The sequence below is a fragment of the Richelia sinica FACHB-800 genome, assembly GCF_014698825.1.
Classification (GTDB): domain Bacteria; phylum Cyanobacteriota; class Cyanobacteriia; order Cyanobacteriales; family Nostocaceae; genus FACHB-800.
This window is the reverse complement of record NZ_JACJTT010000012.1, coordinates 109,959-124,087: the sequence shown is the minus strand read 5'-3', so window position 1 is coordinate 124,087 and position 14,129 is coordinate 109,959. Positions and strand designations below refer to the sequence as shown.

Genomic DNA, 14,129 nt, shown 5'->3' with positions numbered 1-14,129 from the left:
CTTTCCACAATTCCTTTTGTTTTCCTTTTTACTTCATCTTGAGCGAAGGCGTTCTTTCTTACTTAGTCAAGGAATTAACATTCATATTTCCCGGTGCAAGATATAAGATAACCTAGACCTAAATGTTGATATCACCTTCTCCGATACGACCGTTTCTTCTACCATCACCCGTACTTGGGTAGCTAAGGATGATGCGGGAAATATCAGCAGTGCTAATCAAATCATCACAGTCCAATCACCCACGACTATCAATGGCACTAACTCTAGTGAAGTAATTGTTGGTACTAATACAATCAACATCATTGACGGTAAAAGAGGTAATGATGTCATCTATGGCTATCAAGGTGATGGCGTTTCTGGTGTGGGCAGTACAGCTACGATTCCTACCCTTAACCCTGCCAGTGGTGGAGTTAACGACCATGACATAATTCGTGGTGGTGCTGGCAATGACATTATGTATGGTGGGGGCGGTAATGATACTTTTTTGGTATCAGGTATTGGTGATGGTTTTGATACTTTCTTTGGTGATGACGGTTATGACACTGTAGTTGCAGAAACTGCTGGTACTGTCATTGGTGTAATAGGTTATCAAAATGGCGTGGAGGAGTTTGTCGGTCATAGCAGTGGTGATACTGTCATTAAAGATGTCACTGGTGGCAACATCTTAAACTTCAGCAACACAAAGCTGACAAACATAGCCGAAGTCAACGCCAATGGTGGTAATGATACGATAATCGCCTCTAACATCAGCAATATGCAAATTCGGGGTGGTGCTGGCAATGACAATTTCACCGCAGGTAGCCAAACTGTTACTTTCGTCTATGACGGCACTAGTAATGGCTTTGACACCTTTACTAATGGTACAGGCACCTCAATTGTCCAAGCAACAACTGCTGGGACAGTCGTTGGTGTAATTGGTTATCAAAATGGTGTGGAGGAGTTTTTAGGACATAGCAATGGTGACACCATCATTAAAGACTCTACTGGCAGTAACACCCTCAATTTCAGCAACACCACGCTGACCAACATTGCAGAGGTTGATGCTAGTAGTGGTATTGATACGGTGATTGCCTCTCATCTTAGCAGTATGAAAATTCGGGGTGGTGCTGGCAATGACAATCTCACCGCAGGTAGCCAAACTGTTACTTTCGTCTATGACGGCACTAGTAATGGCTTTGACACCTTTACTAATGGTACAGGCACCTCAATTGTCCAAGCAACAACTGCTGGGACAGTCGTTGGTGTAATTGGTTATCAAAATGGTGTGGAGGAGTTTTTAGGACATAGCAATGGTGACACCATCATTAAAGACTCTACTGGCAGTAACACCCTCAATTTCAGCAACACCACGCTGACCAACATTGCAGAGGTTGATGCTAGTAGTGGTATTGATACGGTGATTGCCTCTCATCTTAGCAGTATGAAAATTCGGGGTGGTGCTGGCAATGACAATCTCACCGCAGGTAGCCAAACTGTTACTTTCGTCTATGACGGCACTAGTAATGGCTTTGACACCTTTACTAATGGTACAGGCACCTCAATTGTCCAAGCAACAACTGCTGGTACTGTCATTGGTGTAATTGGTTATCAAAATGGTGTGGAGGAGTTTTTAGGACATAGCAGTGGTGACACCATCATTAAAGACTCTACTGGCAGTAACACCCTCAATTTCAGCAACACCACGCTGACCAACATTGCGGAGGTTGATGCTAGTAGTGGTAATGATACGGTGATTGCCTCTCATCTCAGCAGTATGAAAATTCGGGGTGGTGCTGGCAATGACAATCTCATCGCAGGTAGCCAAACTGTTACTTTCGTCTATGACGGTACTAGTAATGGCTTTGATAGCTTTACTAATGGTACAGGCACCTCAATTGTCCAAGCAACAACTGCTGGTACTGTCATTGGTGTAATTGGTTATCAAAATGGTGTGGAGGAGTTTTTAGGACATAGCAGTGGTGACACCATCATTAAAGACTCTACTGGCAGTAACACCCTCAATTTCAGCAACACCACGCTGACCAACATTGCGGAGGTTGATGCTAGTAGTGGTAATGATACGGTGATTGCCTCTCATCTCAGCAGTATGAAAATTCGGGGTGGTGCTGGCAATGACAATCTCATCGCAGGTAGCCAAACTGTTACTTTCGTCTATGACGGCACTAGTAATGGCTTTGATAGCTTTAACAACGGATCTGGTATTAGCACTATCCTGGCAGAAGCCGATGGTACAATTATTGGACTAGCCTCTGGTTTTAATAATGGTGTTGATCAGATTGATATCAACGGTAAGACCAATGTTAAAGTCATAGGAACGGGGGGCAACGACACACTGAATTTCGCTAATGTCACTGTTCTCAACAATCCTGATACTTTCGAGTTGAATGGGGGTAACGGTAATGACACAATTAACGGTACTAATAGTGACGACAGAATTGTTGGTAGTGCTGGCAGAGATACACTCATTGGTGGTGGTGGTGTAGATAGTTTTGTCTTTAATGCTCAAAGCGACTCACGTTTTAACTCTGGTGATAGGATCGCAGATTTTGATGCTACTAATGGGGAAAAGATTATTCTCAACGCTATCACTGGCGGTATTGGTTCGTTCAATGCTGGTGGTGGTTTTACAACCGGAGGAATTAGTAATCAAGCCATTTTCTTAGGCAATCAGCTCCGAGTTGATTTAAATGCCAACGGTGTGTTCGATACAAGCGATCTCGAAATCAATTTTACAGCAATCACAGGTGCCTTCAGTGCTGCGAATATTGTGTTCTAATGCTTTGAAGACATAAGTTTTAAAGAGCGATCGCATTTTTGGGAAACTGGAGATGCGATCGCTCTCATTCAATGAATATTTGGAGTTTTAATATATATTTCATTCATTTAAGCAAAAAACCCGGTGTTATTAACTAACCGGGTGAATTGAAGTATGAGGATAAAAATTTGATTTAGTCGATAAAACCCATCAAACTATCGGAGTCATCAATGGTATTTGATGCTACGGGACGGTTACCCATAATAGAGTAATTGCTAGAAATTACTAGTGAACTCGAAGCGATAGGACGAATACCAGAAAGGTTAATACTATCAACTACTTTGATTGTATTGGCACTGATGGGACGAATACCCATGATGTTAATTGTCTCAACGACTTGCAAATTACTAGCAGAAATGGGACGGATACCAGCAATGGACACTGTTTCCGCCACTTGTAAGTCACTACTAGCGATGGGACGGACTCCAGCAACTACAATTTTCCCTTGGTTTTCTGTCTCTGTATTTACAGTGTTTTGATTATTTTCAGCTTCCACCGATGTTTCTCCCTTTAGCTTGGTACGCTTGTGGCGAAAATTTATTGCTTTCCCAGTGCTGTTAATATTGATAAACTAACAGTTATGGTTTGTTAAGTAAATTTTACAATAACTAGGGAAAGATATATTTTTCCCTATGTATGCAAGTGTAACCTTAAAAAACCTCATATATATATAAGTTTCTTTAAAACAGATACATAAGTAAATATTAAGTGTAGCTATATGTAACGTATTTTGAAGACATGATACACAAAAAGCTCTAAGATAGAATAGGGTTTTATAGTACAAGTGTATGGCTGAATTTAGTCTGCAAGCGCCTTTTGTTCCTACAGGTGATCAACCGCAAGCGATCGCTCAACTGGTAAAAAGTGTACAAGGGGGTCATCGTTACCAAACCCTATTGGGTGCGACGGGAACAGGTAAGACCTTTTCTATTGCCGCAGTGATTGAGAAAGTGGGAAAACCGACTTTAGTCTTAGCCCATAATAAAACCCTAGCTGCACAGTTGTGTAACGAGTTGCGGGAGTTCTTCCCCAAAAACGCCGTTGAGTATTTTGTCAGCTATTACGATTACTATCAGCCAGAAGCTTATATTCCTGTCACTGATACCTATATTGAGAAAACCGCAGCGATTAATGACGAAATTGATATGTTACGTCATTCTGCTACCCGTTCCCTGTTTGAACGTCGGGATGTGATTGTTGTGGCTTCCATTAGCTGTATTTACGGTTTGGGGATACCTTCGGAATACCTCAAAGCGGCAATTCCTCTCAAAATTGGTATGGAAGTTGACCAACGTCAGGTTTTGCGGGATTTAACATCAGTCCAATACAGTCGGAACGATTTAGAAATGGGTCGAGGCAAGTTTCGCGTCCGAGGTGATGTGTTAGAAATTGGCCCGGCCTACGAAGATAGAATTATTCGCGTAGAATTTTTTGGAGATGAAATCGACGCGATTCGCTACATTGACCCTGTAACGGGGGAAATTATTAGTAGTCTAGAAGCAGTTAATATTTATCCAGCGCGTCACTTTGTTACTCCCGAAGAACGTTTAGAAGCAGCTTGCGAAGATATTGCCACTGAATTAAAACAACAGAAGTTAGATTTAGAGTCAGCAGGTAAATTAGTAGAAGCACAACGGATTGACCAGCGCACTCGCTACGACTTAGAAATGCTGGGGGAAGTGGGTTATTGCAACGGGGTAGAAAACTATTCCCGGCATTTAGCAGGTAGAAAAGCCGGAGAACCACCAGAGTGTTTAATTGATTATTTTCCCAAAGATTGGTTATTAGTGATTGATGAATCACATGTGACTGTTCCCCAAATTCGGGGCATGTACAACGGTGACCAAGCCAGGAAGAAAGTTTTAATTGACCATGGTTTTCGTCTTCCCAGTGCGGCTGATAATCGTCCTTTAAAAGCTGAGGAATTTTGGCAAAAAGTTAATCAATGTATTTTTGTGTCGGCAACTCCGGGCAATTGGGAATTAGAAGTTTCTGAAGATAATATAATTGAACAAATTATTCGTCCTACTGGTGTAGTTGATCCAGAAATTTTTATCCGTCCTACTGAAGGTCAAATTGATGATTTATTGGGAGAAATAAGAGATAGAATTGACCGCCAAGAAAGAACCATTATTACTACTTTAACAAAGCGGATGGCGGAAGATTTAACAGAATATTTAGAAGATAAGGGAGTGAAAGTTAGATATTTACATTCAGAAATTAACTCAATTCAGAGAATCGAAATTTTACAAGATTTGCGAGAAGGTAACTTTGATGTGTTGGTAGGTGTAAATTTACTGCGGGAAGGTTTGGATTTACCGGAAGTTTCTCTGGTAGCCATTATGGACGCAGATAAAGAAGGTTTCTTGCGGGCAGAACGTTCTTTAATTCAAACTATTGGACGGGCTGCGCGTCATGTGCGGGGACAAGCAATTTTGTATGCTGATAATTTAACCGACAGCATGATTAAGGCTATTGAGGAAACAGATAGACGGAGAGGAATTCAAATAGCTTATAATCGAATGCACGGAATTACACCCCAGCCAATCGTTAAAAGGTCGAGTAATGCCATTTTATCGTTTTTAGAAGTATCAAGACGGTTGAACAGTACAGATTTAAAAACGGTAGATGAACACATGGATGAACTACCGTTAGAAGAGATTCCGGGATTGATTACTTTGTTAGAAACCCAGATGAAGGAAGCTGCCAAGAATCTGGAGTTTGAAGAAGCAGCGAAATTACGCGATCGCATTAAACATCTGCGAGATAAAATGATTGGACGTTAATGCAATCCTCTTCACCATTAAAGTAGGGGTGAAGCCTATTGCTTCACCCTTATGCCTCATCCCAAGGCACAAAGGCTTATTTTCCTTAAAACTCCACAATTACTGGTGTATGATCACTAGGCTGGGTTAATTTTCGTGGTTCAACATCAATAATACAGTTCTTAGCCCGTTCATATAGAGCCGATGTCAAATAATGATGATCAATTCGCCAGCCTAAATTACGCTTAAATGCAGATGTACGATAATCCCACCAGCTAAAATGACCACCTTCTGCGGTAAACTTGCGAAAAGCATCAGCAAAACCCAGTGATAGAACATCTTGTAAAGCTTGGCGTTCTGGGACTGATGCCATAATATGATTGTCAATTTTTACCTGGTCATGAATATCTTTGTCTTCTAAGGCAATATTAAAGTCACCACACATACAAATAGCTGCATCTGATTTCAAAATTGCTTGCAAGTATTCACGTAAGACCTTCAGCCAGCGTAACTTATATTCATACTTTTCATTTCCCACCGCAGAACCATTGGGAACATAAAGATTGATAATTCGCACATCTCCTAACACTCCAGTAATGACCCGCTTTTGTTGGTCTATTTCTGGATCTAGGTTTGGTAAAAAGGCGCAAAAACCTGCACTGACATCTGTCAAAGGTTGACGGCTAATTAATGCTACACCGTTGTAAGCTTTTTGCCCGGAGATGTAAAGATGATAGCCTAGTTTTTCTATGGGTTGACGAGGAAAGTCTGCATCTATGACTTTAGTTTCCTGTAAACAGAGTACATCGACTGGATTTTGATTTAACCAGTTTATGACATGTTCTAAGCGAGTACGAATGGAGTTAACGTTCCAAGTAGCAATTTTCATTATTCATTTTATGTCAGTGTGAATACTTATCATATCCATGGGTTATAGGATTTGATTAAAAATTATTGCGACATATAAAATTGTGAAAATTGCTGTTAATCTACATTTGACAATCACCAATTTAAGATCCCCAATGGTATGACTAATATTACTAGGGAAGCATTCTCGCCACTAGTAATTGCGCTGAGTGATTAAATATTTTAGTATTTGTAGCTACCAATCAGGTTATTTTGTGATTAAGGATACAGAAATTCTTTATTAATTATGAATCTAAAGGTAGATAAAATTATTAAATCTTTAGATATAGTTGAAGAGGATGTTTTACAATTGGTTTATTGTATCAAATAGTGAATCATCTTCCTCCATCCTCCTTAACAAAAAAAGATTGTTAGCTTTTAATGCCCCAGGGGGATCAAGAAGAACCTAGACATCCATGATGATTAAACACCATCTTTGGTTTCTAAGTATTCGACTCCTACTGATGATCATTAAATCTAAAATTTAATATTGATTTGATAAAAATGTTAACCACAATGATGAGGATCAGGTGTTGTAACTTTAATTGCATATTGCTTAAAAACATAAAAGTTTTGGGTCTGGGTCGTCTCGCCTAACCTAATTTATGCAAATAAAAAGCACATAAATCTATGACTCATTGAGGTTAATTGTACTGTCAGGGGAGTACATACAAATACCTGTCCTCGTTGAGCGAGGGATCATATTACACAACATTTGTCATCAATTCTCTAATTTCCATGAGAATTAGATGATGACGTTGATACTTAGTTGTTGTCACTAATAATTTTTTTCTGTCAAATTAACTTTTTTCAGGAGGACATTGGTATGAGCATGAGAGCCAACACCTGCCCATGTTGCGGTGGTTCCATCTTGCGTCATGTCCGTCATGGGGAACTATATTGGTTCTGCCTGTCGTGCCGACAAGAAGTACCACAATTAAGCCTGACCCGTTTATCTAATTTAGAAAGCCGTAATACTGGAGTGGGAACTAACCAGACTCCGGTGAATTCCTGATGAAAATTTAGTGGTGGTGACGGTGACAGAAGCACTTCTGGGGAAAAGGCTGTGCCCAAAGATTTTATCCTTATTGATAATTAGACATCTCCGCAAAAATCGAGAGGTTCTATAGACTCTCTATGAAAGGGTGGTAGAAAACCCATCTTTAATGATCGGAGAAGTTGATTATGATGACAGATTCAATGTTCAAAAGCTCATATTGTCTCTCTTAGACAAGACCTAAATTCCCATTTGCTAATTTTTCACCGTCCCACTGCCTGTGCCAAAAATGCTGATGCAATTATCTTCTGTCATCTTTCCCCAAGTTTTCTGCCATAAATCTCGGTATGATAGATAAAGAGACAAAAATTAACAAATGTTTATCAAATGCTGATCAACTCCTCTGGCTTGTCCAAAGTCAAAGACTCAGTAACTAAACAGATTCTCTTAGGTCATGAACCGAGTACAGAGTTAATTGCTATTCTAGCTGTCTATTTAGTCCAAGGGATATTAGGGTTAGCCCGTCTAGCCGTAAGCTTTTTCCTGAAAGATGAATTAGGGCTAAGTCCAGCAGAAGTATCAGCATTGCTAGGGATAGTAGCCCTGCCTTGGATGATTAAGCCTGTATTTGGTTTTATTTCCGATGGTTTGCCAATACTTGGTTATCGGAGAAGACCTTATCTAGTTTTATCTGGGCTGTTGGGTACTGGCGCATGGTTAAGTTTAGCCACTATAGTCCATAGTAGTTTAGGGGCGACAATAGCGATCGCTATGAGTTCCCTTTCTGTGGCTTTCAGCGATGTCATCGTTGACTCCCTCGTAGTCGAAAGAGCTAGATCCGAATCCCAAGCTAAAGCAGGTTCTCTTCAATCCCTCTCTTGGGGTGCTAATGCCATAGGCGGGTTGCTCACAGCTTATTTTAGCGGTTTCCTCTTAGAACATTTCACCACCCGCACAGTATTTTTATTCACTGCCTTTTTTCCCTTAATCGTTTCCTTAGTTGCATTTTTAATTTCTGAAAAATCAGTTAACAGCCCAGATAAAGAACCTTCCCAACCAACAGTTGGCGACTGGAAAAATCAAATCATCCAAATTCGTCAATCCTTTACACAAAAAGCTATTTGGATACCCACAGCATTTATATTTATTTGGCAGTCTACTCCTAGTGCAGATTCCGCATTTTTCTTCTTCTTCACCAACGATCTGCATTTTCAACCAGAATTTTTAGGGAGAGTTAATTTCTTTAATAGTATTGCCTCCTTAATTGGTATTTGGATTTTCCAACGTTTCTTAAAAACCATACCCTTCAGAGTCATTTGCGGCTGGAGTATTCTCATCTCTGCTGCCTTAAGAATGACGATGTTATTGTTAGTAACCCATACCAATAGAACCATAGGTATTGATGACCATTGGTTCATTTTAGGAGATAGTTTAGTCCTGGCAGCAATGGGGCAAATTGCCTTTATGCCCATTATGGTATTAGCGGCTAGAATCTGCCCCTTGGGATTAGAGGCAACCCTATTTGCACTGTTAATGTCCATCTTTAATTTAGGAGGCACAATTTCTAAATTCATCGGTGCATTAATCATGCAAGGGCTGGGTATTACAGAAACTAACTTTGATTATCTGTGGCTTTTAGTTATTATCATTAACATCTGTTCTATACTGCCGATGTTATTCATTACCTGGCTACCAGAGAATGAAGCAGATAATAATCCTGACTTAATCACTAATTAGAATTCCATTTTTTCAAACACATGCAAATATCTCCCAATCCAACAAATATTGATTTAGAAAAATCCTACACTCGTGAAGACTGGCAAAAAGGATACGAATCACTGAAGGAAGAATTTGATTATTGGATTGATGATATAGAAGGCGAAATTCCCTCAGAATTACAAGGTACATTGTTTAGAAACGGGCCTGGTTTATTAGATATCAATGGACAAAGACTACATCATCCCTTTGATGGTGATGGGATGATTAGCCGCATTACTTTTGATAACGGTCGTGCTCATTTCCGTAATCGGTTTGTTCAAACACCCGGCTATTTAGCAGAGAAAAAAGCTGGAAAAATTCTTTATCGTGGGGTTTTTGGGACAGAAAAACCAGGTGGTTGGTTAGCTAATATTTTTGATTTCAAAATTAAACATATTGCCAATACCAACGTTATTTATTGGGGTAAAAAACTATTAGCATTATGGGAAGCATCTGAACCTTATCGTCTTGACCCCCACACCTTAGAAACCACAGGCAACGAATATTTCCATGGAGTTTTAGCAGCAGGTGAAGCTTTTAGTGCCCATCCTCGTCTTGACCCCAGTTGTAACCAAGACAATGGTGCACCATGTCTAGTTAACTTTTCCATCCAACCAGGACTATCGACGAAAATTACAATCTTTGAGTTAAACTCGGCTGGGGAAATCATCAGAAAAAAAATTCATCACGTTCCTGGCTTCTGTTTTATCCACGATTTTGTTATTACCCCCAATTACTGCATCCTTTTCCAAAATCCTGTTAAATTTAACCCCATACCATTTGCTTTAGGCTTGAAAAGTGCAGGACAATGTATTAATTTCCAAAATAATCAACCTACTCGTATTATCGTCATTCCTCGTCATCCAGAATCGAAAGAAATAAAAATTCTGGAAACTCAATCTGGATTTATTTTCCACCACGTCAATGCTTTTGAAGTAGGACATGAAATTATTGTTGATTCTATTTGCTACAAATCACTCACAGATGTAGAACCAGACAGTGATTATCGCCAAACTAACTTTGAAGCTAATGCACCAGGACAACTATGGCGGTTTGACCTGAATTTACAAGAAAATACAGTCCAGCACCAATTAATTAATAGTCGTGCTTGTGAGTTTCCCACAATTCACCCAGACAAAGTAGGTAGAGCATACCGTTATTTATATATCGGTGCGGCTCATCATGAAACAGGGAATGCTCCTTTACAAGCAATTATGAAAGTAGATTTAGACTCTCAAACCACACAAGTTTGGAGTGCTGCACCAAGGGGTTTTGTGGGTGAGCCGATTTTTGTCCCCCGACCCAATTCTCAACAGGAAGATGATGGTTGGTTATTATTTTTAGTTTATGATGCGGCTCATCATCGTTCCGATGTAGTAATTTTAGATGCTAGTGATTTTTCCCAAGGTGCTGTGGCAAAACTACATCTAAAACATCATATTCCCTATGGTCTACATGGGAGTTTTACCCCTGAGAAGTTTGTTTAAAAATTTCGTCCTTTAGGTTGGGTTGATAAACAATGCAACCCAACAAAGTGATTTTTATGAAATTATTCAGATTCTCGATGTTTCCAATTCATTGGGAAGCTGAACTCTGGGACGGAAATAAACCTTTAAACCATCACAGGGATGAGCTAAAGGTATCATTGTTATATCTAAATTTTGTCCTGGGACAAGTTCCCATTCATAACCACGCAATAACAACGCAGCAAATATTTTCATCTCCAATTTAGCAAACTCTTTTCCTAAACATTCTCTCACTCCACCACCAAAGGTAACGTAACTAAAAGGCTTAGATTTATCCTCAGCCCTATCAACACTAAACCTTTGTGGATCAAAAGTTTCAGGATTTTTATATATACTCTGGTCTTGATGGGTTGTAACTACCTGATACATCACAGACCAACCTTGAGGAATGGAATAACCATTAAATTCACAAGTTTGAATTACTGAACGAAATCCACCACCTACTGGAGGAATAAATCGTAAAACTTCCTTGAGAACTTGGTCTAGGTAAGTCATTTTTTGTAGAGTTTCAGATGTTAGTTCACCTTCACAACCTATTTGCTCTTGTTCTTCCCTCGCTGCGGCTAAAATTTCTGGATTTTGCGCTAATAACAAACAAAAAGAAGTTAATGCAGAAGTTAAGGTTTCATGCCCAGCAAATAATAAAGTCAGAAGTTGGTCTTTGAGTTCTTCTATACTTAAATTACTACCGTCTTCATCCTTTGCATTTAACAACAAACCCAAAACATCCTGTCCTGAACTGGGTTGTTGTTGACGTTGCCGAATGATATCTTCAATCTTTGCTAATAATTTTTCCCTGGCTTTTAAAGCCTTACTAAATTTAGTCCCAGGTAAACGAATGGGCAGAGTCAATAGACCATTACACCATTCTTCAAATAATTCAGCAAAATGAGTGTCATTATTAACGTCTGTTCCTACTAGTAGTTTACAGGCTACATCAAAAGTATAGTTTCTTATTTCTGGGTACCATGTTAATTGACCCATTTTTTCCCATCTCTGCAAATAGAGATTACTAATTTCTACCATTGATGGCAAATAACTTGCTAACGCTCGCGGTTGAAAAGCTTGTGATAATAATTTGCGTCTTTTTTGATGAGTAGTACCTGTTTGGGTGACTAAAGATGCAGAACCAAGTAAAACTAAAGCACTATCAATCCATTTAATGACAAAATTCTGATTTTCTTGGCTAAATATAAAGCGATTAGCATCTGCTCCCAACATCATGATGGTTGGCAGTCCAAATAAATTGGTTTTAAATACATTACCGTATTTTTTTTGTCGCTTAGTGACAAAATCTGGATCACGCAAAAACGCAATTGTTTCTCCCAGGAAAGGCAACCCGAAGTTGCCAGGAGGTAAAGGTAACTGATGATTGGTATTTTTCATACAAAATGCGGGTAAAACTGACCAGGTAATTATGTGACCAACAAAATGATGACAGATGAGTTATTCATCAAGGTTCATAAACTTGATGCAACAAGTTACATTTAAACACATAAGGGTGAGCAGCAATGCTCACCCACGCAACTGAAGATATGAGAGTATCTAATAAGCTGATAAACCTTTAATCTACATAACCAGGGTGGGCTGTTCGGCCCACCCCACAAGAGTTGTAATTTTAGAAAATATGCAAGTCCAACACCTTATCTAGCTCTAACCAGTTACTTCTGCCATTTCGATGACACGATCATCGTAGTCTTTAACTAAAAAATTTAAAGGCTTGTGGTTACGAATTTTGAATTTTAAACCTCTAGTTTCCACCCGTAATAAAATTAGTTCTAAGCACTCGTGATCAAAACAGACATGGCGTTGCTGATTTTTATTGCCTAAACTTGCACCAGTGATAATGTGTAATTGAGTATTTTTCTTTAATTGATACCACAGTCCATCATTGGCATTATTCATTGTTCGGTTTGACCAACTGGGACTAGTGGACATATAAAGCGGGTCTATCCCTGTTGCACCTATGGTTTGTTCGTAGTTGTAGTAATAGTGCAAAGGTACTTCTGCTGCGGGCAAGTCTAGCAAGCCTTCATACAGCTGTCTAGCAATTTCTAAGTCTGAAACCATCACAGTATAGACTTTAGGGGCGCTGGTGAGGAACATCCACATTGCACCAGCATAAGCTGCCAGCAAGAGGATCATAATGCCTTGGGTAGAAAAAAGGCTATCCAATGGCAGGGAAGGTAAGAACGAGCCTAAGCTAAGAGGACTGAGCAGGAGAGAGAAAAAATTAGCTGCTATAACCATGAACAAACAAAGATTGTATAAGGGAGCCGCTTTTAGTATTGTCGATAAAGACTAACATAAAGTCTTATTTTCTAGTTTATCAATACTCAAGTGGTATGACTCCTGGTGATTTCCTACCTCAAAGCTAGATATGGCTACAAGAGGCTGAAAACAGTGCTAAATCTGCTTACGATGAGAATATGGAGGATTTAAGCGATAAATTTGGAAATTTTTAGGAAGCTGCTAAATTCAAGCGTTCTTGTTCACGAGATGCAACAACTAGAACTAAACACAGAACAGCAATGGCTTTTTGCCATTCTTGTCTGGTTTGCTCATCTTCAACACCTGCAAACATATCTACTAATCGAGGGATGGATGCTTCTAAAGCTGGACGAGGAACTTGACGGTGTAACTCAACTAAGCGAGTGAGACTTTCCTGATTATTTACAAAACCAATTACCCATTTTGTTGTGTGGTCTGGTGTATCAGGAACGCGCTTGACTCCTAGTTCGTTTTTTAACCAATGGTAAAAAGGTGGTAGTTCTTGAGCTAATACTGCTCCACAAGTTGGTAAGGTTGCTTTGAGTATTTTGATATTGAGACTATTGAGTTCTTGTTGCAATTGCGGTGATTTTAGTAGGTCATTCAGTGATAATGAGAGAATATTTTCTAGCTGAGATGAGGAAATATCTAAATGTTGGATGAAGGTGGATTTTAAGGATGACATTTTACCAAAGCTCCCAAATATTATTGGTTTTTTATCGGTATTGTGCGGAGCTAAAATCCTCATAGATATTTTGATTGAGCAGAAATACGGTATCAGCCTTGTATTTCTACAAATATTGAAAATACTAGCGTGTAAAAGGGAAGATTGTGATGTATCCGACGCTAGAGAATATTTTTTACACTATTTCTTTCGGCTGATAATAGCAGATGAAAGGATTTGCGTTGAGTATCAGCCGAATAAATAGTAACAGCGATAAAAGCATTTGAGTGTCTAATACCAATTCTGGATGATAGCTTGCGTGGCGTAGCCATAGACGCGCCAAATTATATAACGAACCACGAAGGCACGTTCGTCGAAGACGTTCCGAAGGAAAGGACACAAAGAAAGAATGAAAGAAATTAAGCGC

The 14,129-nt window shown here is 39.4% G+C and carries 12 protein-coding genes and 1 pseudogene; 7 read left to right on the top strand and 6 right to left on the bottom strand.

Translation table 11 applies throughout. From position 1 onward, the window contains the following. Positions 1-130 precede the first annotated feature (130 nt). Both H6G73_RS25105 and H6G73_RS24975 read left to right on the top strand, forming a co-directional pair. A pseudogene (locus tag H6G73_RS25105) lies at positions 131-343 on the top strand (hypothetical protein); the annotation flags it as partial. Between the two features lie 18 nt (positions 344-361). After that, on the top strand, positions 362-2,776 hold the full coding sequence (locus H6G73_RS24975; protein ID WP_190604404.1) for a beta strand repeat-containing protein: 2,415 nt from the start codon (positions 362-364) through the stop codon (positions 2,774-2,776). 172 nt (positions 2,777-2,948) lie between these two features. Here H6G73_RS24975 and H6G73_RS11365 read toward each other — a convergent pair whose 3' ends face one another. After that, on the bottom strand, positions 2,949-3,383 hold the full coding sequence (locus tag H6G73_RS11365) for a hypothetical protein (protein ID WP_190604419.1): 435 nt from the start codon (positions 3,381-3,383) through the stop codon (positions 2,949-2,951). Between the two features lie 220 nt (positions 3,384-3,603). Here H6G73_RS11365 and uvrB point away from each other — a divergent pair, with 220 nt between their 5' ends. Next, positions 3,604-5,601, top strand: coding sequence for an excinuclease ABC subunit UvrB (uvrB, locus tag H6G73_RS11360; RefSeq protein WP_190604401.1), 1,998 nt, complete (start codon positions 3,604-3,606; stop codon positions 5,599-5,601). A gap of 85 nt (positions 5,602-5,686) precedes the next feature. Here uvrB and xth read toward each other — a convergent pair whose 3' ends face one another. Beyond that, positions 5,687-6,469: an exodeoxyribonuclease III gene (gene xth, locus H6G73_RS11355; RefSeq protein ID WP_190604399.1), complete on the bottom strand. Its 783-nt coding sequence runs from the start codon at positions 6,467-6,469 to the stop codon at positions 5,687-5,689. Between the two features lie 843 nt (positions 6,470-7,312). Between xth and H6G73_RS11350 the strand changes: the two genes are divergently transcribed. The 3 genes from H6G73_RS11350 to H6G73_RS11340 all read left to right on the top strand — a co-directional run bounded on the left by H6G73_RS11350 (position 7,313) and on the right by H6G73_RS11340 (position 10,728). Further along, positions 7,313-7,501, top strand: coding sequence for a hypothetical protein (locus H6G73_RS11350; RefSeq protein ID WP_190604397.1), 189 nt, complete (start codon positions 7,313-7,315; stop codon positions 7,499-7,501). A 369-nt stretch (positions 7,502-7,870) separates the two neighbouring features. Beyond that, entirely contained in the window at positions 7,871-9,220 is a 1,350-nt protein-coding gene (locus H6G73_RS11345) for a folate/biopterin family MFS transporter (protein ID WP_190604395.1), read from the top strand. A gap of 20 nt (positions 9,221-9,240) precedes the next feature. Then, entirely contained in the window at positions 9,241-10,728 is a 1,488-nt protein-coding gene (locus H6G73_RS11340) for a carotenoid oxygenase family protein (protein ID WP_190604392.1), read from the top strand. Positions 10,729-10,794: 66 nt separating this feature from the next. Here H6G73_RS11340 and H6G73_RS11335 read toward each other — a convergent pair whose 3' ends face one another. Together H6G73_RS11335 and H6G73_RS11330 are read right to left on the bottom strand one after the other, a co-directional pair. Further along, positions 10,795-12,153, bottom strand: coding sequence for a cytochrome P450 (locus tag H6G73_RS11335; RefSeq protein ID WP_190604390.1), 1,359 nt, complete (start codon positions 12,151-12,153; stop codon positions 10,795-10,797). A gap of 267 nt (positions 12,154-12,420) precedes the next feature. Then, complete coding sequence (locus tag H6G73_RS11330; protein ID WP_242034168.1) at positions 12,421-12,942, bottom strand: glyoxalase-like domain protein; 522 nt, start codon at positions 12,940-12,942, stop codon at positions 12,421-12,423. Between H6G73_RS11330 and H6G73_RS24400 the strand changes: the two genes are divergently transcribed. Beyond that, a complete protein-coding gene (locus H6G73_RS24400; protein WP_242034171.1) occupies positions 12,914-13,072 on the top strand; it encodes a hypothetical protein in 159 nt (52 codons plus the stop codon). The two genes, H6G73_RS11330 and H6G73_RS24400, sit on opposite strands and share 29 nt — an antisense overlap. A gap of 156 nt (positions 13,073-13,228) precedes the next feature. Here H6G73_RS24400 and H6G73_RS11325 read toward each other — a convergent pair whose 3' ends face one another. Together H6G73_RS11325 and H6G73_RS11320 are read right to left on the bottom strand one after the other, a co-directional pair. Further along, the gene (locus tag H6G73_RS11325) at positions 13,229-13,723 is read right to left on the bottom strand and encodes a hypothetical protein (protein WP_190604387.1); all 495 of its coding nucleotides are present in this window, start codon (positions 13,721-13,723) and stop codon (positions 13,229-13,231) included. A 161-nt stretch (positions 13,724-13,884) separates the two neighbouring features. Then, positions 13,885-14,034, bottom strand: coding sequence for a hypothetical protein (locus H6G73_RS11320; RefSeq protein WP_190604386.1), 150 nt, complete (start codon positions 14,032-14,034; stop codon positions 13,885-13,887). Between the last annotated feature and the right edge of the window lie 95 nt (positions 14,035-14,129).

What these genes read in the sequence shown, in the direction of transcription:
- uvrB (WP_190604401.1), top strand. Translation starts at nt 3,604, where the DNA reads ATGGCTGAATTTAGTCTGCAAGCGCCTTTTGTTCCTACAGGTGATCAA.
- H6G73_RS11340 (WP_190604392.1), top strand. Translation starts at nt 9,241, where the DNA reads ATGCAAATATCTCCCAATCCAACAAATATTGATTTAGAAAAATCCTAC.
- H6G73_RS11335 (WP_190604390.1), bottom strand. Translation starts at nt 12,153, where the DNA reads ATGAAAAATACCAATCATCAGTTACCTTTACCTCCTGGCAACTTCGGG.
- xth (WP_190604399.1), bottom strand. Translation starts at nt 6,469, where the DNA reads ATGAAAATTGCTACTTGGAACGTTAACTCCATTCGTACTCGCTTAGAA.
- H6G73_RS11350 (WP_190604397.1), top strand. Translation starts at nt 7,313, where the DNA reads ATGAGCATGAGAGCCAACACCTGCCCATGTTGCGGTGGTTCCATCTTG.
- H6G73_RS11345 (WP_190604395.1), top strand. Translation starts at nt 7,871, where the DNA reads ATGCTGATCAACTCCTCTGGCTTGTCCAAAGTCAAAGACTCAGTAACT.
- H6G73_RS11320 (WP_190604386.1), bottom strand. Translation starts at nt 14,034, where the DNA reads ATGGCTACGCCACGCAAGCTATCATCCAGAATTGGTATTAGACACTCA.
- H6G73_RS11325 (WP_190604387.1), bottom strand. Translation starts at nt 13,723, where the DNA reads ATGTCATCCTTAAAATCCACCTTCATCCAACATTTAGATATTTCCTCA.
- H6G73_RS24400 (WP_242034171.1), top strand. Translation starts at nt 12,914, where the DNA reads ATGCCTTGGGTAGAAAAAAGGCTATCCAATGGCAGGGAAGGTAAGAAC.